The following is a 20,564-nucleotide window of genomic DNA, read 5'->3' on the forward strand; positions in this document are numbered from 1 at the left end:
TCCTCGCTCAGGGATGAGCACGCGCGAGTGGCGGAACGGCAGACGCGCTGTCTTCAGGTGGCAGTGTCCGAAAGGGCGTGGAGGTTCAAATCCTCTCTCGCGCACAAAGGGTAGTTCACGATTGGACGCCCGTCAGGTTCACGAAACTCCCGGTCAGGTTCGCTCTGGCCGGGAGTTTCGCGTTGTTGCTCGGTCTAGCAGCAGTGGCGCGGAACGGGTCTTCAGGCTCTCCGTGTGACCGTTTTCGGGCACGAGAAAGCCCCTGCCGGCGGCGGCGACGATGAACGCGAGCAGGATGCCGGTCCGGGTGGTGCCGAGGACTCGGGTGCTGCTTCTCTTCAACTCCGCGTGATGGGACTTCAGGCAGTTCCACGCGGTCTTCATCATGAGGACGTTCTATGGGCCCTTGGATCGGATCGCGGGGCAGTCTTGCCCGCTTTCCGATGGAAGTGCCCCAAGCAGCGCACCTCTCCGTCTCGGTGGTAGGTCCGGTCGAGAGCTTGCCAAGGGCCTGTCCCGGGAGGACTTCGCGGACCCGGACGGAGTGCATTCCGACCCACATGGGCGCACTGATGCCCGTGGAGAGTAAAGCCCCAGATGAGGAGCTTGGAGCGGATCGCTTGAAGTCTCGAAGTTGTGGTGTTGAAGCCTACTAGTTAAAGACCTGTGCAAGACGTAGCATGCACACATGGTCGCTGAGAACACACCGCTCCAGCACAACGACTATGTGGCAGTGTTGAAGTGCAAGCAAGGAGAGATGCAAGCCATCAGAGAGACCTCGCCGACCCATTTCGTACCTCTCGTTGAGGTGATCGATACGAGCAAGTGGAATCAGCTTGCGCGTGCATGGAGTCACCAGAACGGCGTGGTGTGGGTGCACCCGCTGGCCCGCGGAGAGCGTGCACCCATCGAATGGGCGAGTGACGTGGAGGCCCTATTCGGGAACCTTCGAGCTCGCGCTGTAAGCGCTGTTCCAGTTGTCACCGTGGAAGAGAACATCGAAACGTATTCTGCGATACATTCAGTTGTCGCTCAGGATCGTCGCGGGATCGTTCTCCGGCTTGATTGTGAGGAAATCCTCGAAGAAGACTCATTCGCGTTAACCAGTAGAATTGGTGAAGTGCTCTCACTGTGTGGGCAATCGGTGCAGGACTGTGATTTGGTCGTGGACGCGGGGCTCGTGGAGGGTGGCGTGGCAGTGTGCTCAACTGCCGTTTATACGGCGTTGTCGGCGGTCCCAGAGATCGGGGACTGGCGCTCTGTGGTGGTAGCATTTTCGGGGTTCCCCGCGGTGGTCGGAGATATCATCCACACCAGTACGGTTGGCTTGATTCCGAGAACTGATGCGGCGGCGTTTGGTCACCTGCGAGCGCGATGGATGGCTAGGGAGCTCGCCTTCGCGGATTATGGGGTAGGTGTGCCGCAGTACTCAGACGTCTCATGGTCGCCCGTGCCTAATATTCGCTACACGCTGGACACGGAGTGGGCCATCCATCGAGCGGCCACACGTCGCGACCCTAGTCCTCAGTACGTGCAGCTCGCTACGGATGTAGTCGCGGCCACCTACTATCGCGGTGCTTCGTTTAGCAGTGGCGACCGGTATCTTAGTGATGTTGCTTCACGAGCCGCCGGGCCAGGAAACGCGGCGTCGTACCTGAGGATGGCAATGTCGCACCACTTTGCAGTGGTTCTGGACTCTCTCGCCACCCGCGGCGCGCCCTGATTTTCGTTGTCACCTCTTGACGCAGTTGTGCGAGGGTCATTTCGGTAGCCAGGCGTTGACAGATTTCTGCGCGGGATTTCGTGCGAACTCCCGAGTCAATGCCGTGGCGAGTTAGCACCTGAAGCGCCTCGTCTCGCCACAAAAGTCCTGCGAGTGAGGTGGTATTGACATGTGGGTTCCTGCGAGCCTTCCTGGCCCGGTTCAAACAGATCTCGTCGCGACTCGGCGCGGCTGATATTATTCCCCACCAGCTCGGAACGATCTCAAGGGCCCGGCGCATGTGGCCGCTAGTGGTCACAATAGTGATGTAATCCATGACGCGACCGTAGGACCACACTTGGCGCTCTAGTCGCACTAGTGAGTCGCGTGCGCTCTTGAGTTCGTAACCGGTTAGGTGGTCATTTATGGCTGCTAAATCTATCCGATCTAGCCCATCGACGGAAAACTCGTTAAGGATCAGAGTGTCCTTCTCGCCCGCATGGAGGGCCCGTAGATGGGCGTGCATCGCGACGCGCAAGTCCTGATCGTGCATGGGGGGACTCTAGGACATCTTGCTCGCCGCCAGGAGTCGGAGCGTTGATCTAGGGATGTTGGCTGTCTCACTGGCGGCTCGGGTGGACATCCTTTGGCCGCGGAAGGCGCAACACGGGCGAGAGCTGATGCTGTCAAAAGCCGTTTGGGTCGACCGGAACTCTAGCCCGGGCGTGGACCACGCGGTCAGGGTCACTGATCCCAACCTGCCGCGTTAGCGTCGCGACGCTAGCACGCTCACGAGGTACTGCTTGATCAGGAGGTGCTTGTGAGGCGGTACATCTTGAGCGTCAGTCGCTCGCCTTGTCTTGCGGCTGATCCGCTGGGTGTCACTCGAAGTGCGCTTGCGTAATGGTGCGCATACAGGGTCACCTGCACCGACAAGTTTGCCAACAATGGTCAGCAGCAACGGGGGCTCAATGAGGTGGTCACACCCGACCGGGAACGATCCGGTCGGGAGTTTTTGCGTTCTGTCTCCGGCCGCTCTGGCATCCTGACGCAGGGGCTCGAATCGGAATCGATTGGGGCGATTGATGGAGTGGCTGACCGCGGTGACGTCCGTGTTCGCGCTCGGCGCGGCCTTCTGGGCGGCGTTGACGGCGCGCGGTGTCTACCGGATCGAGCAGGCCCGGGATGACAAGGCCAGGGAGCAGGCCGAGCGCGCGCAGGCCACCCGTGTCTTCGGCTGGGTGGCCGTTGCGGTGGATCCCGCCTCCGGGGAGGTGGTCGGCCGCGGGATGGTCATCGTCAACCTGTCCGATGCCCCGGTCTACTCGGTGGAGATTTTCGCCACGCGTCAGGACGGACAGCCCGAACCGCGGTTGCGCCTGACGATCCTGCCTCCGGGCACCTTCTACGTGGAGCGCCGCGAAGCCGACCGCTATCACTGGGGATTTCCCGATGACATCGAGCAGTTGCGACAGGACTGGCTCATCCGCCCGATCATGAAGAAGCCCACCTGGCAGGTGTCCGAGATGACCTACACCGACGCGAGCGAGCGGCAGTGGCGTCGCGACGGGCGGGGCGTCCTGCTGCGGGCCGGGGCGGGGCTCCCCGGGCATCCCGGCGGCGCCTGAGATGTTCCACTCGGCGCGGACCGGCCGGTCCGCCGCCGCGCGATTGCGCCGTCGGCCGCGGAACGGGCCCTCCCGAGTGGAACATCAGGCGCCACGGCCGCGAGGCTCCGATGCGCCGCCCTGCGGGGACCCCAGCATTTCCCAGACCCGGGCCCGCTCGGCGGCGAGGTCCACCGGTCGCCCGGCCAACTCGTTCGCCAGCGCGCCGAGCCCCCACTCGGCCAGGTGCCCGTAGCGCGCGGAGTAGAGCCCGAGCCGCCGGATCGCGTAGGCATCGGAGTGATCGAACAGCGCGTAGCCCAGCAGTTGGTACAGGTCCGCCGCGCTCAGCCGGTCGTGGCGCTGCCCGCTCCTGCGGTCCGGTACGCCGAGCCGCGTCTTGATCTCGAGCAGCAGGTCGCCGCTGATCAGGTCGGCATCGGCGGGGCAGTACGCCGACCCGTCGAACGTCGGGCCAACCGTCACCCGCCCGGACAGCCGGGGCAGCAGCTCCCGTGCGGCGATCTCGCCCAGCCTCGCCTGCTGCCGCAGCGCTCCCGGCGGCGCCAGCCCCAGCAGGACCTCCGGGGTGAACCGGCCGCCCGCGATCACCCGCTCCAGCACCGACCCGCGCCGCAGCCCCGAACGGTAGACCTCCACGCACAGCGCCAGCGCCCAGGTCGCGCGGCTCAGCAGCTCCTCATCGCCCGAGCGCGCGGCGGCAGCGGCCGCGTCGGCCACCTCGCCGATCACCTCGATGGCCGCGGCGCTGCGCTGGAAGGCCTGCATCGCCTGGACCGGCACCTGCTCGGGCGCCAGCACGAAGCGCAGCCGCAGGTCGAACGCCGCGCCGAGCGTTGCGGGGTCGACGCCCGGCGTACCGTCCACCAGCAGCGGACCCGAGGATTCCCGGTACGCCCGTTGCACCGGCGCCACATGCGGGAACTCCGCGTCCAGATACTGGCGCAGGGGCGAGGACCGGTCGGCGATCGCCGACGTCAGGTTCTGATACCGGTACGCCACCCGCCCAGACTCCCACGGCCGGCGACGGCCACCTCACGAGCCGGTGCTCGACGCGCGAACCGCCCGGCGCAACGCGGCCTGCATGGTCTCCAGCGTGATCCGGAAGTGCTCGGTCGCGCAGCGATCGGCAGCATCGGCGTCGCCGGCGCTGATCAGTTCCACCAGCCGCACGTGATCGCCCAGCGCCCGGTCGAAGAACCCCTGCTCGTAGGGTTCCGCGCCGAACCCCAGGGTCACGCGCGCCGTCAGTCGGGCGCTCAGGTCGGTCAGGTGCTCATTGCGCGCCGCGGCGGCGATCGCGCCGTGCAGTCGGCGGTCCAGGGTGCGCGCGGTGATCATCGAATCCGACGCGCGGAACTCCGCCAACAGCCGATTGATCTTGGTCAGGTCGCGGGCCGTGCGCCGCTGCGCCGCGGCCCGGGCGATGGTGCCCTCGATCAGGCAACGGAAGTCGAACAGTTGCCGCATCGCCGGCAACTCGTTCTCCAGGGTGTGCTTGGCGACCTCGGGTGCGATCGTGGCCCAGTCGAGCATCGTCACATAGGTGCCGCCAGCGCGCCCCCGGCGTACCTCGACCAGCCCGAGCGCCGCCACCTCGTGCAACGCCTGGCGCAGGGTGTCCCGGGCGATCCCCAGCCGCTGGGCGAACTCCCGCTCGGCCGGCAACCGCTCGCCCGGCGAGTAGGCGCCCACGCTGATCGCCGTGATCAACCGGCGCGCGATCTCGCCCGACACGGCCGGCTTCCCGAGCTCCATCACGCGGTGACTCTAGTCTCCCTTCTCAAAATGGCCCAGATGGCCTACCTTTACGCGGAATAGGACTACCTGGCAGACCATTTGCGATGGAGGCGGGATGAGCAGGAACGGCTCCGAACTGGCCGAGTTCGGCTATCGACAGGAACTGAACCGCACGCTGTCGACCACGGACCTGATCGTCTACGGCCTCGTCTTCATGGTGCCGATCGCGCCGTGGGCCATCTTCGGTGTCGTCTTCAACGAGTCCAGGGGCATGGTCCCGCTGGTCTATCTGATCGGCCTGGCGGCGATGATCTTCACCGCGATCTCGTACGCCCAGATGTCTCGGGCCTTCCCGATCGCCGGCTCCGTCTACTCCTATGTCGGTCGCGGCCTCGACCCACGGCTGGGATTCCTGGCCGGCTGGACGATCCTGCTCGACTACCTGCTGGTGCCGACCCTGCTCTACGTCTTCGCCGCCGAGTCGATGTCGGGCATCTTCCCGGCAGTGCCCAAGCCGCTGTGGATCGTCGTCTTCCTGGGCATCAACACCGTGATCAACTATCTCGGCATCTCGTTCACCGCCGTGGTGAACCGGATCTTCCTCGCCGCCGAACTGATCTTCGTGGTGATCTTCGTCGTGATGGCCGTCGCCGCCATCTCTCGCGGCGTCAACGGGGCCAGCTTCACCACCACCCCGCTGTTCAACCCGGCCGAGTTCAGCCCGGCGCTCGCCGCCGCCGCACTGTCCATCGCCGTCCTCAGTTTCCTCGGCTTCGACGGGATCGCCACCCTCTCCGAGGAGGCCAAGGGCGGGCGCCGCTCCGCCGGCATCGCCATGATCAGCGGCCTGATCCTCGTCGCGACCTTCTTCGTCACCCAGACCTGGCTGGCGGCGCTCCTGGTGCCCGGGCGTACCCAGTTCAGCGAGGACGAGACCAACAACGCGTTCTTCGGCATCGTCGGGTCCATCTCCAGCCCCGGCTGGGAGATCGCCTTCCTGGCCATGAACGCGCTCGCGGTCGGCATCGCCAACTGCATCGCCGCCCAGAGCGCGACCTCGCGACTGCTGTTCTCGATGGCCCGCGACGGCCAGCTCCCCTCCGGCCTGGCCAAGGTGAACCCGCGTACCAAGGTGCCCCAACGAGCGATTTTCCTGATCGCCGGGATCACCCTGGTGGCCGGGTTGTTCTTCGTCGGCCAGATCGACCTGATCTCCGCGCTGGTCAACTTCGGCGCGCTGACCGCCTTCTTGCTGCTGCACGTCTCGGTGATCGCCTACTACGGCGTGCGGAAGCACTCGCGCAACGTCGTGTTGCACTGGTTGGTGCCGATCGTCGGCTTCTGCATCATCGGGTTCGTGTTGATCAACGCCGATCCGATGGCCAAGATCGGCGGCCTGGTCTGGCTCGCGATCGGCGTCGTCGTGATGTTCTACTACCGTCGCAACGGAACCTCGATCCTGCCCGAGCACGCCGCAACCACGGAGGACTCCAGTGCCTGACCTGTTGATCACCCGCGACCGTTCCTACCCCGGCTTCCGCGCCGACCGCGAACCGGTGCTGACCGTGGCGCCCGGGACCGGCGAGACCGTCACCTTCGAGACCGATGATGCGGCATATGCCCAGATGGAGGAGCGTCGCGACCTCGCCGCGGTCGACGCGCCGCTGAATCCGGTGACCGGCCCCGTGTTCGTGACCGGTGCCGAGCCCGGCGACGTGCTGGCCGTGAAGATCGAGGAGATCACCTTCGGTGAATACGGCTGGTCGATCTACATCCCGGGGGTGGGCGCCCTGGCCGGCCCGATGGGCGAGGAGTGGATGGTACGCCGGGTGCCGCTCGTCGACGGCCGGGTCCAACTGACCGACGCGGTGGCCTGTGAGTTCGCGCCGATGATCGGCTGCATCGGCGTGGCGCCGGCCGATGGCGAGATGTCGACGGTGATGCCGAGCTACCCGTCCGGGGGCAACATGGACCTCACCGACGCCCGCCCGGGCTCGACGGTCTACCTGCCGGTGCAGGTGCCGGGCGCGCTGCTGTCGATCGGCGACCTGCACGCGGTGATGAGCAGGGGCGAGTCGTCCTTCATCGCCATCGAGGCCGCCGGCCGGGCGAGCGTGACGATCGACCTGATCAAGGACGGGGCCGGTCTTGCTCCGCTCCGCGCGGCCCGGGTGGACACCGGCGACGAGATCGTCTGCGTTGGCCTGGGCGATCCGGTCCAGGACTCGATCACGATGGCCTATGAGTCGCTGTTCGACGTGCTGACCACCGAGCACGGGCTCGACCGGAACGACGCCTACGTGATCATGAGCGCGCTCGCCCACACCGAGCTCGGGGGTCCGACCGGGTCCGCCGACCCGGATCCGCTGCACCCGTTGCGCGCGGTCGGCGCCGTCACCCTGGCCCGCATCGCGAAGCGGCACCTGCCCCGCTGATTCCGGGCCCTATTCTTGCCCCCGTGGCGCAACCGGAATCGTCGAGGATCGGCATCATCGGCGGCGGCATCGTCGGCCTGAGCACCGCCCGGGCCCTCGCCGACCGCGGCCATCGCGTGGTGCTCGTGGAGAAGGAGGACGGCTGGGCCCGGCACCAGACCGGCCACAACTCCGGGGTCATCCACAGCGGCCTGTACTACCGGCCCGGCAGTCTGAAGGCCCGCTTCGCGACCGAGGCCGCGCAGACACTGCCCGAGCTCTGCGCCGAGCTCGGGGTGACCGCCCGGCGTACCGGCAAGCTCGTCGTCGCCACCCGCCCGGACGAGCTGCCCAGGATGCGCGCATTGGCCGAACGCGGGCGAGCCAACGGCGTACCCGTCCGCGAGATCACCCCGGGCGAGGCCCGGGAGCGAGAACCCCACCTGGTCTGCGTCGGTGCACTGCTGGTCGACTCCACCGGCGTCGCCGACTTCGCCGGCCTGGCCCGCGCCTTCGCCGCCGAACTGACCGCTCGCGGCGCGACCCTGCGCCTCGGTGAAACCGTCACCGGCCTGCTGGAGACCGACCGCGGCGTGATGCTGCAGACCACCCGCGGCGAGATCGCCGTCGATCACGTGATCAACTGCTCCGGCCTGTACAGCGACCGCCTGCTGCCCGACGACGAGCGCCGCCGGCTGCGGATCGTGCCGTTCCGGGGCGAGTACTGGACGCTGCGCCGGCCAGAACTCGTCAACGGCCTCGTCTATCCGGTGCCCGATCCGGACCTGCCGTTCCTCGGCATCCACCTGACTCGCGGCTTCGACGGACACGTCCACGTCGGTCCGAACGCCGTGCTCGCCCTGGCCCGCGAGGGCTATCGCCGGCGTGATCTGGCGCCGCGCGAGCTCGCCGACACGTTGCGCTTCCCCGGGTTCTGGCGGCTCGCCCGCCGGCACCTGCGCTACGGCATCGCCGAGACCACCCGCTCGCTGGTCCCGCCCGCGTTCCTGGCCGGGGTACGCCGAATGCTGCCCGAGGTCGCGCCGGGGGACCTCGTTCGCAGCCCGGCCGGGGTCCGGGCACAGCTCGTGCTGCGCGACGGTACGCCGAGCGATGACTTCGTGATCATCTCCCGCCCCCGGATCACCCACGTCGTCAATGCCCCCTCGCCCGCGGCCACCGCGAGCGTGCAGATCGGCCGGCACCTCGCTGGACTGGTCGCCGGGCGGGCGTGAGCTCTAGCCGACCAGCCCCGCCTGGTAGGCAATGATCACCATCTGGGCCCGGTCGCGCGCGCCGAGCTTGATCATGGCCCGGCTGACATGCGTGCGGGCCGTCGCCTTGCTGATCACGAGCCGTTCGGCGATCTCGTCGTTGTTGCAGCCCTCGCCGATCAGTCCGAGCACCTCCCGCTCGCGATCGGTCAGTTCGGCGAGCTGAGGACTCCGCGCGACCGGCGCGCTCGGCCGGCCCGCGAAGGTGGCGATCACCCGGCGGGTCACCGACGGCGAGAGCAGCGACTCGCCCGCGGCGACCGTGCGTACCGCGCGCAGCAGTTCCTCGGGATCGTCGTCCTTGATGCAGAATCCCGCGGCCCCGGCCTGCAGGGCGGCGAAGACGTACTCGTCCAGCTCGAAGGTGGTCAGGATGATCACCCGGGTGGTGGCCAGCGCGGGGTCGGCCGTGATCTCGCGGAGCGCGGCGAGACCGTCCATCCCGGGCATCCGGATGTCCATCAAGATCACATCCGGGCGTACCCGGCGGACGACTTCCAGTGCCGCGCGGCCGTCCCCGGCCTCGCCGGCGAGTGCCAGGTCGTCCTCGCTGTCGATCAGTACCCGCAGGCCCATCCGGATCAGCGGCTGATCATCGACCACCACGATCTGGATCATGGGGCCTCCCCGATCGGCAGCCGCGCGGAGACCACCCAGCCGCCGCGCTCGCCGCGGCGCGCCGCGAACGTCCCGCCGGCGCCCTCGGCGCGCTCGCGCATCCCGTGCAGGCCGCCGCCCGGCGTCGGTTCGGCGGCCAACGGCGGCCCGTCATCGGCCACCTCGACAAGCAGTTCGTCGCCGGTACGCCGCAGCAGCACCGCCGCCCCGGCCCGGTCGGTGTGCCGGACCACATTGGTCAGCGACTCCTGCACGATCCGGAAGGCGGCCAGTTCGATGCTGGCAGGCAGCGGACCGAGTGGGTCCGGCCACCGCTCGACGGTCACCTCGCGGCCGGCGGCCCGCAGCGCGGCGGCCAGCTCGTCCACCCGGTCCAGGCCGGGCGGCGGCGCGGTCGGCCCACGGCCGGGGTCGTCGCGGAAGGCGGCGATCGTCTGCCGGAGCTCGGTCAGCGCGCTGGTGCTGGATCCGCGGATGGCGCGCAGCGCCGCGGCCGCCTCGTCGGGCCGGCGCTCCAGCACTCGCAGCGCGACGCCCGCCTGCAGCGAGATCACCGACAGGCTGTGCCCGACGATGTCGTGCACCTCGCGGGCGACTCGCAGCCGCTCGCCGAGGGCCGCCTGGCGAAGCTCCTCGCGGCGCTCGCGGTCGTGCGCATCGCGTCGCGCTCGCCGGAGCAGCGCCAGCATCGTCGCGCTGGCGAGCACGGCGGCGGTGATCAACAACACCCCGTACGGACCGGGCTCGGTGAGCCCGACCGCCGCCTCCTGCCACCAGCCGGCGACCGCCAGCGGCAGCACCAGCACCCCGATCGGCAGCCAACGCAGCAACGGCTCGCGCCCCGCGACGGCGTACCCGCACAGCGCCAGCGGGATCAAGGTCACCGGGAACGGGGCGCCGGCGGCGACATAGCCGATCGCGCCGACCAGCGCACCGGCGAACGCGGCACGCGGGTACGCCCGGCGCAGCGCCACGGCCAGCAGGATCACCACCGCAGCGATCAACGCGGGCCAGGGCACCCCGGGCGGCGGTTGACCCATGCCCTCGGCCCAGCGCGGCCAGTCGTGGCCAGCCTCGTTGCCTGTGGGACCCGGCCCGTGGCGCCGCCCGGGCGCGAGCTGTCCGGACCAGTGGGCGACCTGGGCGGCGGCGCCGAGGATCCAGCCGATGACCAGCGCGAGCGCGACATCGACGAGGACGGCCCGGTTCTCGCGCGGGCCGGCCGGGGCGGGCATGGCCGCTGGGTCGCTCTGCACGTCGCCGAGCCTATTTCGCCACGCCGGGCCGCGCGTCGGAGCAGGGGCGTAGCCGCGGCTACGTCACCGGACGTAGCGCAGGTGTCGTCGCCGGGCTGACGATTCCTCGCCCGCGCCGCGCGACGCTTCTGGCATGCGACACACACCGCACGGTTTCGACGGCCTGGGTCACTTTCCCGGCCCGCCCATCTTTCCCATCGTTGGAGGACTCATGTTCTGTCTGCTGCTGATCGCCGCCGCGCTGGTGATCTTCTTCCTGGCCCGCAACGGCAAGCTCGGGGCGCCGCCCTGGGCCGCCCGCCCGGAGGCCGATGCCCGCACCATCCTCGCCGAGCGGTTCGCCCGCGGCGACATCTCGTCCGACGAGTTCCTGGAGCGCGCCAGCGTGCTCAACTGGAATCCTGGCGCCGACGACGGCCGTCGCCGGGGCGGCGCGAATCGCTGACCGAGCACGGCGCCGGGTCGGTGTTTCGATCATGGACCCGGCGTCAGCCCGGTCGGCTCGCTATCGTTCCGGGCATGGCTGAGCCGGGGATCGAGCGGCGCGGATTGCGCGATGCGGTGCACGAGCGTCTGCTGACGATGCTGCTGGAGACCCGGTTGGCGCCCGGTATGCGACTGAGCATCGACGGCCTGGCGCGAGACCTCGACGTCTCGCAGACACCGGTCCGCGAGGCCCTCGTGCTGCTGGAGCGGACGGGGCTCGTCGAGCGCGTCGCGCTGAAGGGCTATCGCGTCGCGGAGCAACTGACCCGCGCCCAGATGGACGAACTGCTGGAGATGCGCGAGCTGCTGGAGGTGGCCGCGGCTGAGCGGGCCGCGCGCGGAGCCGTCGATCTCGCCCCAGCCCTGCGCGAGGTCCACGAGCAGCACGCGGCGCTGCTCGCCGAACCGGTCGCGGATGATCATTCCGGTCATCGCAAGATCTTCGAGGCCGATTGGGCATTCCACCGGGTGATTCTCGATCATGCGGCCAACCGGTTCCTCTCCCAGATGGCCGACGATCTGGGTGCCCACGTACACCGGATGCGGCAGACGATCATCACCGAGCACTACGACCTCGCCGAGGCGCTTGCCGAGCACGCCGCGATCCTGGCGGCATTCGAGGCCGGTGGCGATGGCGCCGCCGACGCGATGCGTGCACACATGGAAGGGGTACGCCGGCGGGCGCGGCGGGAGAGCGACTGAGTCGGCGGATCGGGATCACGGCCTCTTGACAATCACAGATCCTATAGGAAATATGCTCGGTGTATTCCGACGAAGGGACCAACGCGATGCCGAAGACGCCACCGTGGCCACTGGCCGCCTGCTCGCTCGGGCTCGCGACCGTCGACGGGCACGGCCGCCCGGTCGCCGATGCGGGCCCCGACTTCTGGCTCGCCGAGCTGGCCAAGGTCCGCGGTCTCGGCTTCGACCACCTCGAACTCGGCGACATCTGGTTGCCGATCGGCGACCTCGACCCCGCTGCGGTCACGGCGCTCGGCCAAGCGGTCAAGGAGGCTCATCTCGACGCCTGCGCGGTGCACATCCAGCGTCGCAGCGTCATCGATCCCGAGAGCTCGGCCGACAATCTCGCCTACCACCACCGCGCGATCGACGCGGCGGCCGCGCTCGGGGTGCCGATCTACTCCACCGGCCTGCACCGCCCGCTGACCCCCGCGCAGCAGCGCGCCCTGTGGTTCTGGACCGCTCCGGGACCGGTGGACCCGACCGACCCGCAGACCCGGGCGCTCGCCGTGCGGCGGCTGCGCGAGCTGGCCGATCACTGCGTCGAGCTGGGGATGAAACTCGCGCTCGAGCTGTACGAGGACACCCTGCTCGGCACCGCCGAGGACGCGGTACGCCTGATCGAGGATCTGGACCACGACGGGATCGGCCTGAATCCCGATGTCGGCAACCTGATCCGGCTGCACCGGCCGGTGGAGGACTGGCGGGAGGCCTACCGGCGTACCCTGCCGCACGCCGTCTACTGGCACGCCAAGAACTACCAGCGCGACGAGGCCGGTGACGGCTCGTGGGCCACCTCGATGCCCAGCACCCTGCGCGACGGCCTGATCAACTACCGCGACGTGATCGCGATGGCCGACGCGGCCGGCTACCGAGGGCCGATCGCCTGCGAACACTACGGCGGCGACAGCCTCGGCGTCGCGGCCGCCAATCGCGAATACCTGGCATCCCTGATCGCCACGTTGCCCACGACCCGGGAGGACGCATGACCACCACCAAGCCGCGCATCGCGCTGATCCTCGGCGACCCCGCCGGCGTCGGCCCCGAACTGGTCGCCAAGGCGCTCGCCGACGAGCGGGTCCGGGGCGCCGCCGACCATCTGCTGGTCTCCGACGAGGCCGAGCTTGCCCAGGCCCAGGCCGACGCCGGGGTCGAGTTCCCGTGGTCGCGTTCACCGCAGCCCGGGGTCCCACTGCTCATCGACAACGGCGCGTCCCGTCCCGAGCAGGGGTTTCCCCGGGCGCAGGCGAGCCGGGAGGGTGGCGAGTGGGTGCTCGCCAACTTCCGTCGTGCCTTCGAGCTCGTCCGGGAGGGTCTCGCGGATGCCGTGGTCTTCGCGCCGCTGAACAAGACCTCGCTGCACCTGGCCGAGATGCCCGGCCGCGACGAGATGGACTGGTTCGAGACCGTTCTCGACGACGGCACGCGCGCGACCGAGCTGAACATCCTGCCCGAGCTGACCACCGCCCGGGTCACCTCGCACATCCCGCTCTCGAAGGTGGCCGCCGCGATCACCGAGCAGTTGATCATCGAGCGGGCCACGCTGCTGCGTGACGTCCTGGTCGCGGACGGCACCGCGGACCCGCGGATCGGCGTGTGCGCCCTGAACCCGCACGCCGGCGACAACGGCAACTACGGCAGCGAGGAGGGCGACCTGATCGCGCCCGCCGTCGCCGCGCTGCGAGAGGCCGGAATCCGCGTCGAAGGGCCCATCCCGAGCGACACCATCTTCATCCGGGCCCTGCAGCACCGCGAGTTCGACGGGGTCCTGACCATGTATCACGATCAGGGCCAGATCGCGATGAAGCTGACCGGCTTCGACCGCGGTGTGACCATGGCCGGCGGGCTCAGCGTCCCGGTCTGCACCCCCGCGCACGGCACGGCGTTCAACATCGTTGGTCGCGGCGAGGCGAACCCCGGCGCCTACCTGCGGGCCCTCGAGGTCGCCCGCGCGGTTGCCAGCCGCCCCCGCGCCGCCGCCCGCACCTGACCCACACCTCCGCAGAAGCCTCAGGGAGACAACGATGTCCACCATCGCACGACGTCTGGCGGTCGCGGCCGCGGCAGCGCTGACGACCATCGCGCTGGCCGCCTGCAGCGGCAGCGCCGGCGGCGCCACCGGCCGCTTCATACCCGGTGGACCGGTGACCATGCTCGTCCCCTTCGGCGCGGGCGGCGGCAGCGACGCGTCCGGCCGCGCGATCGCCTCCGGACTGGAGGAGATCACCGGCTCGACGATCACCGTCGAGAATCGCGAGGGCGGCTCCGGCGCGGTCGGATACTCCTATTTCCTCGGCAAGCGCGGCAACGGCAACGTCCTGCTACCCGCGGAGACCGCGCTGCTGGCGCTGCCGCTGACCCAGGACGTGCAGTTCGACTACACCAAGTTCACACCGATCATGAAGCTCGGCGATGACTACACCCTTCTCGTCGTCCCCGCCGATGCGCCGTACCAGACCTGTCCGGACGTGATCGATGCGGTACGCCAGCGGGACATGTTCGCCGGTGTCTCGGGCGCGACCAGCCACGACGAGGTGATCTTCCGGCTGATCGAACAGGACCAGGGTGTCACGTTCGACCGGGTGCCGTTCGAGTCCGGCGGCGAGCTGATCGCGGCGCTGCTCGGCGGCCAGATCCAGATCGCCAATCTCAGCCCCAGCGAGGTGATCGGACAACTCGAGTCCGGTGACCTGAAGGCGCTCTGCGCGACCTCGGAGGAGCGCTACACCGACGACCGGCTGAAGGACGTGCCGACCGCGAAGGAGCAGGGCATCGACGTGGCATTCGCCCAGTTCCGCAGCGTGATCGCGCCGGGCGGCATCTCCGAGGAGGCCCGCACCTACTGGATCGACGCGGCACGCAAGTACGAACAGACCCCGGGCTACCGGGCCTACATCGACGAGAACCTGATGCAGCCGAATGTCTCCTATGGCGACGACTTCCGCGCCTTCCTCGACGATTCCAACGCCACGCTGAGCGAGGTGTTGGCCCGATGAACGCGATCCAGCACCGCGCCCGCGGCGCGGTGACCGCACTGCTGGTGATCATCGGCGGGTACGCAGTGATCGCCGGGCTCGGTTACGGCCTGACCGACGACGAGGGGCGCGTGGGTCCCGGCCTGCTGCCAGCGCTCGCCGGCGCCCTGGTGGCCGTGCTCGCCGTCGCCGACTTCGTCGTCACGAGCCGCGCCGGCGCCGCGGCCGGCGACGGCGTACCCGACATCGACTCCGAAGGGCGCAGCCAAGCCCGACGCAACCGCCAGCTCGCCGCGGTCGTCGGACTGCTCTTCGGCACGGTGATCGTCGGCTACTTCATCGGTTTCATGATCGCCTTCACGCTGTTCATCTTCGCGGTGCTGCTGCTCGTCGAGCGGCGTCGCTGGTGGCAGGCAGCGCTGGTCGCCGTCGTGGTGATGGCCGCCGTCTGGGCGGTCTTCGAGAAGTTCCTCGGGGTGCCGTTCCCGACCGGAATCTTGTGGGGGAGCTGAGATGCTCGACAATCTGATGTTGGGCCTGTCGACGGCACTGACGCCGCAGAATCTGCTCTGGTGCGTGATCGGTGTCTTGTTGGGCACCGTGATCGGCCTGCTGCCGGGACTCGGCTCCTCGACCGGCGTCGCCGTGTTGTTGCCGCTCACCTTCGCGCTCGACCCGGTGACCGCACTGATCATGCTCGCCGGCATCTACTACGGTGCCCAGTACGGCGGCACGATCACCTCGGTGTTGATCTCCACCCCGGGCGAGGCATCCAGTGTGGTGACGACGATCGACGGGTACCAGATGGCCCGCCAGGGCCGCGCCGGCCCGGCACTGGCGATCGCCGCGATCGGCAGCTTCTTCGCCGCCATCGTCTCGCTGCTCGCCCTGCTCACCGTCGCGCCGGCGCTGGCCAAGGCCGCGCTGAACTTCGGGCCCGTTGAGAATCTCGCGATCATGCTGCTCGGTCTGGTGATCGTCGTGACCTTCCAGGGCGGAGCGTTCCTGCGCGGCGCGGCGATGGCGATCCTCGGCGTGCTGATCTCCACGGTGGGCGTCGCCTCCGGATTCAGTACCGCCCGCTTCACCTTCGGCTCGGTCGATCTGCTCGGCGGCATCCCGTTCGTGGAGGTGATGATCGGCCTCTTCGCCGTCGGCGAGGTGCTCCGGCAACTGCGGATCGGCGCGGCCGAACCGATCCGCGCGCGCTTCCGCGACATGATGATCTCCCGCAAGGACCTGCTCTCCTCGGGCCCGGCCATCGCGCGCGGAACGGGAATCGGCTTCGCGCTCGGTACGCTGCCCGGCGCCGGATCCACTCTCGCCTCCTTCATGGCCTACGGGTTGGAGTCCAAGATCAACCCGAATCGCCGGCAGTTCGGCAAGGGGGCGATCCAGGGCGTCGCGGCCCCCGAGTCGGCGAACAATGCCGCCGCGAATGCGAACTTCATCCCGACGCTGGCGCTCGGCATCCCCGGCGGCGCCACGACCGCGGTGCTGTTGGGCGCCTTCACCATCTACGGTCTGCAGCCGGGACCGCTGCTCTTCGAGCAGCAGCCCGATCTGGTTTGGGGCCTGCTGGTGTCGTTCTTCATCGGCAACCTGGTCCTGTTGGTGCTGAACCTGCCGCTCGCGCCGGTCTTCGCCCAGATGCTGCGGATTCCCTACCGCTACCTGTATCCCATCATCCTGATCACCTCGCTCGTCGGCGCCTACTCGATCAGCAACAACATCTTCAGCGTCTGGATCGTGCTGGTCTTCGGCCTGATCGGCCTGGTGATGAAGGAGCTCGACCTGCCCATCGCGCCGCTCGTGCTGGGCCTGGTGCTCGGGCCGTTGCTGGAGCGCGCGATGGTGCAGACCTCGGCGCTCGGGCAGGGTAACTTCGGGATCGTGCTGGGCTCGCCGATCGCGACGGGGGTCCTCGTCGTCGCGGCACTGCTCGCGCTGCTGCCGGCGCTGCGGCACCTGCTGCCGCGGCGCGGCACCCGGGCACCGGCCGAGGACCCCGAACGCGACAAGGTGGGACAACCGTGAGTCAACTGCTGAACGATCCGGCGGACTTCGCCGCGCAGGCCGTTGCCGGCTTCGCCGACGCGCACCCGCACCTGGTGCGCCCGGTGCCGGGCGGCGTGGTCCGCTGTGGTGCCACGCCGCCCGGCCAGGTCGCCGTGATCACCGGCGGCGGCAGCGGCCACTATCCGGCCTTCGCCGGGTGGGTCGGCCCCGGCCTGGCCCACGGTGCGGTCTGCGGCAACATCTTCGCCTCACCGTCTGCCGAAGAGGTCGCCGACGTGGTCCGTGCCGCCGACTCCGGCGCCGGCGCCCTGCTCTGCTTCGGCAACTACGCCGGCGATGTGTTGAACTTCGGCCTGGCCGGCGAGCTGCTGCGCGCGGAGGGCAGCGACACGGCGATCGTCGCCGTCACCGACGACATCGCCTCGGCGCCACCCGCGGAGGAGGCACGCCGCCGCGGGATCGCGGGCGACCTGGCCGTGATCAAGATCGCCGCTGCGGCGGCGGCAGCCGGTGCCGATCTCGATGGCGTCGCCGCTGCCGCCCGCGCGGCGAATGCGCGTACCTTCACGATCGGTGCCGCCTTCTCCGGGTGCACCCTGCCGGGCGCCGCCGAACCGCTCTTCACCGTTGCCGACGGCACGGTCGCGCTCGGGCTCGGCATCCACGGCGAACCCGGGTTGGAGGAGCTGCCCACGCCGAGCGCCGACGAGCTGGTCGCGCTGATGTGGGACCGACTCGCCGCCGAGCGGCCCGCCGACGCCGACGGCCGCGTGGTGATCATGGTCAACGGGCTCGGTGCCACGACGCACGAGGAACTGTTCGTCGCGGCGCGCGCGCTCGGCTCGCCGCTGGCCGCGGCCGGCCTCACCGTGCGCGACCTGGTGGTGGGTGAGCAGTGCACCTCCCTCGACATGAGCGGGTTCTCGATCACCGTGCTCTGGCTGGACGACGAGCTCGAGGCCGGTTGGTTCGCCCCCTGCACCAGTGCCGCGTTCACCCGTTCCGGCGAATCCCATCCCGACCACGGGCCCTCCGCCCGTCCGGTCCCGACCCGCCCCGCCATCGAGCGCGGCGGGCAGGAGTCGCGGGCCCTGGCCGCGCGGCTGCTGGACGCGCTGCGCGACGCCGAGCGCGCGCTCGCCGACGCCGAATCCCGGCTGGGCGAGCTCGACGCCGTCGCGGGCGACGGGGACCACGGCATCGGGATGCGGCGCGGCGTCCGGGCCGCCCTCACGGCCGCCGAGGACGCCGCGGACGCCGGGGCCGGCGCGCAAACGCTGGCGCGGCTCGCTGCCGCCGGCTGGGCCAGGGAGGCCGGCGGGACGTCGGGCGCGCTCTGGGGCGCGATGCTCGGCGCCGCCGCGGCGCGGCTCGACGACGAGGCCGGCGCGGATCCCGGGGCGCTCGACGCCGCGGTCGCGGCCGCGGCCGACGCGCTCGGGCGGATCGGTGGTGCGCGACCCGGCGACAAGACCATGCTCGACGCCGTGGTCCCCTTCGCCGAGGCCTTCGCCGCAGCCACGGGTACGCCACGCGGGCGCTGGAACGCCGCCGCGGACGCGGCCCGGGACGCGGCAGCCGCCACCTCCGATCTGGTCGCCCGGCGCGGGCGATCGCGTACCCACGGCGAACGCTCGGTCGGCACCCCCGACCCCGGCGCCGTCTCCTTCGCCCTGGTGGTGGCGACACTGGCGCCGCACCTGCCGGGCGAGCCGACCAGCAGCGACGACAGCGAGGAGCAACAGTGAAGATCATCATCGGAGCCGACGATGCCGGCGTACGCTACCGCGACCGGCTGGCCGAGGACCTGCGCGCGGATGATCGGGTGGACGAGGTCGTCGTGCTCGGGCCGCAGGATGGCCGGGCCGAGGACTACCCGGGCGTCGCCGCGCAGGCCGCGACCATGATCAGCGATGGCGAGGCCGACCGCGCCATCCTGGTCTGCGGAACCGGTCTGGGGATGGCCATCGCCGCGAACAAGATCAAGGGCATCCGGGCAGCGACCGCACATGACTCCTTCTCCGTGGAGCGATCAGTGCTGTCCAATGACGCGCAGGTGCTCGCCATGGGCGAGCGCGTGATCGGCCTCGAACTGGCCCGGCGTCTGGCCAAGGAGTGGCTCGGCTACACCTTCGACCCGACGTCGCGTTCGGCGCCGAAGGTCGAGGCGATCAAGAAGCTGGAGGACTGAGCGGCCCGTGTCCGGACCCACGCGCCGCTGGGTCGGCACCTCGTGGAAGATGACCAAGTCCCGCGCGGAGGCCGAGGCTTGGGCCCGCCGGGTCGGCCCGGTCGAGCCGCCGGTCGGGGTGGTCCCCTTCGTGATGCCGGGCTTCACGATGCTCGACCTGGTTCGCGACGCCCTGGGGACCGGTACCGCGGTACGCCTCGGCGCCCAGAACGGGCACTGGGCCGATGCCGGTCCGTGGACCGGTGAGGTCGCGATGCCCATGCTTGTCGAGGCGGGCGTGTCGATGGTCGAGATCGGCCACGCCGAGCGCCGGGCATGGTTCGGCGAGACCGATCACACGGTGGCGTTGAAGGTGACGAGTGCGCAGCGGCACGGCCTGATCCCGGTGATCTGCGTGGGCGAGCCCGCCGAGGTGCGCGCGGCGGGCCGGTCGACCGATTTCGTCATCGACCAGATCGCCGCGGCCCTCGCCGATGCGCCCACACCGGCCGAGGCGGTGATCGCCTATGAGCCGGTGTGGGCCATCGGTGCCGAGGGCCGGAGGCCGGAACCGGGCGAGCTGGTCGACGTGTTCGATGCCGTGGCACGCCGGTGGCCGGTCGGCGAGGCGATCGCCGGCGTGCTCTACGGAGGCTCGGTCGACGTCGACAATGCCGCAGAACTCCTCGGCGTACCCGGCTGCGACGGACTGTTCGTCGGTCGAGGCGCGGCGCGTGCCGAGGACTTCGAACGGCTTGTCGAGATCGCCGGCCGGGCCTAGCGATCGAGGTCGGCGACCGCCTCGTCGATCAGGTCGGCGATCTCGCTCGGGTGGGAGGCGAGGGAGGCGTGGCTGGCGTCCAGCTCGATCGTCTTCCGCGGGCCCATCCGCTCGGCCATCCGGCGTTCGTTGTCCGGGTTGATCATGCGGTCGGCGGTCGAGACCTGGTACCAGCTCGGCTTGTACTTCCAGGCCGGATCGGTGATCGGGTCGCCGAAGGTCGAGGCCAACGGCGCCTTCTGCGTCACGGCCATCACGAGCTGCTGGTCGGCGGGCAGGTCCTGGGCAAAGCTCTCCCCGAACTTGTCGGCCTTCACCCACAGGTAGCCGTCGGAATCCGGCTCAAGATTGGGGAAGGCCTCCGGCGGTGCCTGCTCGCTGATCGCGCCCGGGCTCTCGCCGGCATCCGGCGCGAAGGCCGCCACATAGACCAGCCCGACGACATTGTCCTCATTGCCGGCCTCGGTGATCACTGCGCCGCCGTAGGAGTGTCCGACGAGCAGCACCGGGCCGTCCACCTGCTTGATCATCTTGCGGGTACGCTCCGCGTCGTCGGCCAGCGACGTGAGTGGATTCTCCACCGCCTTGATCGAGTCGTAGCCACGCTTGTCCAGCTCGGTGATCACGCCGGCCCAGTGGGCCGCGCCACCCCAGAAGCCGTGTACCAGGATCACGGTCGGTTTCGCCATGGTCGGGTTCCTTCCCTCGAACGGGCGCCGCGGACCCGCGACGCGCAATCACGCTACTGCGCCGAACCCGG

Annotated in this window: 22 protein-coding genes and 1 tRNA gene; 16 read left to right on the top strand and 7 right to left on the bottom strand. The window is 69.6% G+C overall.

Features of this window, described 5'->3' with window-relative positions; all coding sequences use genetic code 11:
* The first annotated feature begins 21 nt into the window (after positions 1 to 21).
* Positions 22 to 104: transfer RNA gene (locus GGQ54_RS09040), tRNA-Leu, on the top strand.
* A 49-nt stretch (positions 105 to 153) separates the two neighbouring features.
* On the opposite strand, the gene GGQ54_RS09045 is transcribed toward GGQ54_RS09040, so the two are convergent.
* Positions 154 to 387, bottom strand: a complete 234-nt coding sequence (locus tag GGQ54_RS09045; protein WP_179445088.1) for a hypothetical protein — start codon at positions 385 to 387, stop codon at positions 154 to 156.
* Positions 388 to 688: 301 nt separating this feature from the next.
* Between GGQ54_RS09045 and GGQ54_RS09050 the strand changes: the two genes are divergently transcribed.
* Positions 689 to 1,723 (top strand): beta family protein, encoded by a 1,035-nt coding sequence (locus GGQ54_RS09050; protein ID WP_179445089.1) that lies wholly within the window; start codon positions 689 to 691, stop codon positions 1,721 to 1,723.
* Here the strand turns inward: GGQ54_RS09050 and GGQ54_RS17750 are convergent.
* Positions 1,605 to 2,255, bottom strand: a complete 651-nt coding sequence (locus GGQ54_RS17750; protein ID WP_179445090.1) for a sce7726 family protein — start codon at positions 2,253 to 2,255, stop codon at positions 1,605 to 1,607. The two genes, GGQ54_RS09050 and GGQ54_RS17750, sit on opposite strands and share 119 nt — an antisense overlap.
* Before the next feature lie 532 nt (positions 2,256 to 2,787).
* On the opposite strand from GGQ54_RS17750, the gene GGQ54_RS09060 reads away from it, so the two are divergent.
* Entirely contained in the window at positions 2,788 to 3,330 is a 543-nt protein-coding gene (locus GGQ54_RS09060) for a hypothetical protein (RefSeq protein WP_179445091.1), read from the top strand.
* An 84-nt stretch (positions 3,331 to 3,414) separates the two neighbouring features.
* Here the strand turns inward: GGQ54_RS09060 and GGQ54_RS09065 are convergent, their stop codons facing one another.
* Together GGQ54_RS09065 and GGQ54_RS09070 are read right to left on the bottom strand one after the other, a co-directional pair.
* Positions 3,415 to 4,332: a hypothetical protein gene (locus tag GGQ54_RS09065; protein ID WP_179445092.1), complete on the bottom strand. Its 918-nt coding sequence runs from the start codon at positions 4,330 to 4,332 to the stop codon at positions 3,415 to 3,417.
* Between the two features lie 33 nt (positions 4,333 to 4,365).
* Positions 4,366 to 5,088, bottom strand: a complete 723-nt coding sequence (locus GGQ54_RS09070; protein ID WP_246293254.1) for a FadR/GntR family transcriptional regulator — start codon at positions 5,086 to 5,088, stop codon at positions 4,366 to 4,368.
* Positions 5,089 to 5,185: 97 nt separating this feature from the next.
* Here GGQ54_RS09070 and GGQ54_RS09075 point away from each other — a divergent pair, with 97 nt between their 5' ends.
* The 3 genes from GGQ54_RS09075 to lhgO are packed head-to-tail and all read left to right on the top strand — an operon-like array spanning position 5,186 to position 8,719.
* Positions 5,186 to 6,571 (top strand): APC family permease, encoded by a 1,386-nt coding sequence (locus GGQ54_RS09075; RefSeq protein WP_179445094.1) that lies wholly within the window; start codon positions 5,186 to 5,188, stop codon positions 6,569 to 6,571.
* Positions 6,564 to 7,505 carry an acetamidase/formamidase family protein gene (locus GGQ54_RS09080; protein ID WP_179445095.1) on the top strand — a complete coding sequence of 314 codons (942 nt, stop codon included), beginning with the start codon at positions 6,564 to 6,566 and terminating at the stop codon, positions 7,503 to 7,505. Before GGQ54_RS09075 ends, GGQ54_RS09080 begins: the two co-directional genes overlap by 8 nt.
* 23 nt (positions 7,506 to 7,528) lie before the next feature.
* Positions 7,529 to 8,719, top strand: a complete 1,191-nt coding sequence (lhgO, locus tag GGQ54_RS09085; RefSeq protein WP_179445096.1) for an L-2-hydroxyglutarate oxidase — start codon at positions 7,529 to 7,531, stop codon at positions 8,717 to 8,719.
* Between the two features lie 3 nt (positions 8,720 to 8,722).
* On the opposite strand, the gene GGQ54_RS09090 is transcribed toward lhgO, so the two are convergent.
* Together GGQ54_RS09090 and GGQ54_RS17625 are read right to left on the bottom strand one after the other, a co-directional pair.
* A complete protein-coding gene (locus GGQ54_RS09090) occupies positions 8,723 to 9,376 on the bottom strand; it encodes a response regulator (RefSeq protein WP_179445097.1) in 654 nt (217 codons plus the stop codon).
* Entirely contained in the window at positions 9,373 to 10,632 is a 1,260-nt protein-coding gene (locus GGQ54_RS17625) for a histidine kinase (RefSeq protein ID WP_179445098.1), read from the bottom strand. The genes GGQ54_RS09090 and GGQ54_RS17625 overlap by 4 nt, the downstream gene beginning before the upstream one ends.
* A gap of 211 nt (positions 10,633 to 10,843) precedes the next feature.
* Here GGQ54_RS17625 and GGQ54_RS09100 point away from each other — a divergent pair, with 211 nt between their 5' ends.
* The 10 genes from GGQ54_RS09100 to GGQ54_RS09145 all read left to right on the top strand — a co-directional run bounded on the left by GGQ54_RS09100 (position 10,844) and on the right by GGQ54_RS09145 (position 19,804).
* Positions 10,844 to 11,077, top strand: coding sequence for an SHOCT domain-containing protein (locus tag GGQ54_RS09100; RefSeq protein ID WP_218843800.1), 234 nt, complete (start codon positions 10,844 to 10,846; stop codon positions 11,075 to 11,077).
* A 74-nt stretch (positions 11,078 to 11,151) separates the two neighbouring features.
* Positions 11,152 to 11,820 carry a GntR family transcriptional regulator gene (locus GGQ54_RS09105; RefSeq protein WP_179445100.1) on the top strand — a complete coding sequence of 223 codons (669 nt, stop codon included), beginning with the start codon at positions 11,152 to 11,154 and terminating at the stop codon, positions 11,818 to 11,820.
* 59 nt (positions 11,821 to 11,879) lie between these two features.
* Positions 11,880 to 12,848 (top strand): TIM barrel protein, encoded by a 969-nt coding sequence (locus tag GGQ54_RS09110; protein ID WP_218843801.1) that lies wholly within the window; start codon positions 11,880 to 11,882, stop codon positions 12,846 to 12,848.
* Positions 12,845 to 13,849 carry a 4-hydroxythreonine-4-phosphate dehydrogenase PdxA gene (locus tag GGQ54_RS09115; protein ID WP_179445101.1) on the top strand — a complete coding sequence of 335 codons (1,005 nt, stop codon included), beginning with the start codon at positions 12,845 to 12,847 and terminating at the stop codon, positions 13,847 to 13,849. Before GGQ54_RS09110 ends, GGQ54_RS09115 begins: the two co-directional genes overlap by 4 nt.
* Positions 13,850 to 13,883: 34 nt before the next feature.
* A complete protein-coding gene (locus GGQ54_RS09120) occupies positions 13,884 to 14,855 on the top strand; it encodes a tripartite tricarboxylate transporter substrate binding protein (RefSeq protein ID WP_179445102.1) in 972 nt (323 codons plus the stop codon).
* Positions 14,852 to 15,346, top strand: a complete 495-nt coding sequence (locus tag GGQ54_RS09125) for a tripartite tricarboxylate transporter TctB family protein (protein WP_179445103.1) — start codon at positions 14,852 to 14,854, stop codon at positions 15,344 to 15,346. The genes GGQ54_RS09120 and GGQ54_RS09125 overlap by 4 nt, the downstream gene beginning before the upstream one ends.
* A gap of 1 nt (position 15,347) precedes the next feature.
* The gene (locus GGQ54_RS09130; RefSeq protein ID WP_179445104.1) at positions 15,348 to 16,871 is read left to right on the top strand and encodes a tripartite tricarboxylate transporter permease; all 1,524 of its coding nucleotides are present in this window, start codon (positions 15,348 to 15,350) and stop codon (positions 16,869 to 16,871) included.
* Complete coding sequence (locus tag GGQ54_RS09135) at positions 16,868 to 18,601, top strand: dihydroxyacetone kinase family protein (RefSeq protein ID WP_179445105.1); 1,734 nt, start codon at positions 16,868 to 16,870, stop codon at positions 18,599 to 18,601. Before GGQ54_RS09130 ends, GGQ54_RS09135 begins: the two co-directional genes overlap by 4 nt.
* Complete coding sequence (locus GGQ54_RS09140) at positions 18,598 to 19,044, top strand: ribose-5-phosphate isomerase (protein ID WP_179445106.1); 447 nt, start codon at positions 18,598 to 18,600, stop codon at positions 19,042 to 19,044. The genes GGQ54_RS09135 and GGQ54_RS09140 overlap by 4 nt, the downstream gene beginning before the upstream one ends.
* A gap of 7 nt (positions 19,045 to 19,051) precedes the next feature.
* Positions 19,052 to 19,804 (top strand): triose-phosphate isomerase, encoded by a 753-nt coding sequence (locus GGQ54_RS09145; RefSeq protein ID WP_218843802.1) that lies wholly within the window; start codon positions 19,052 to 19,054, stop codon positions 19,802 to 19,804.
* Here the strand turns inward: GGQ54_RS09145 and GGQ54_RS09150 are convergent.
* Positions 19,801 to 20,493: an alpha/beta hydrolase gene (locus GGQ54_RS09150; protein WP_179445107.1), complete on the bottom strand. Its 693-nt coding sequence runs from the start codon at positions 20,491 to 20,493 to the stop codon at positions 19,801 to 19,803. The two genes, GGQ54_RS09145 and GGQ54_RS09150, sit on opposite strands and share 4 nt — an antisense overlap.
* Positions 20,494 to 20,564 lie beyond the last annotated feature (71 nt).

Origin of the sequence: Naumannella cuiyingiana, from assembly GCF_013408305.1 — a bacterium.
GTDB lineage: Bacteria > Actinomycetota > Actinomycetes > Propionibacteriales > Propionibacteriaceae > Naumannella > Naumannella cuiyingiana.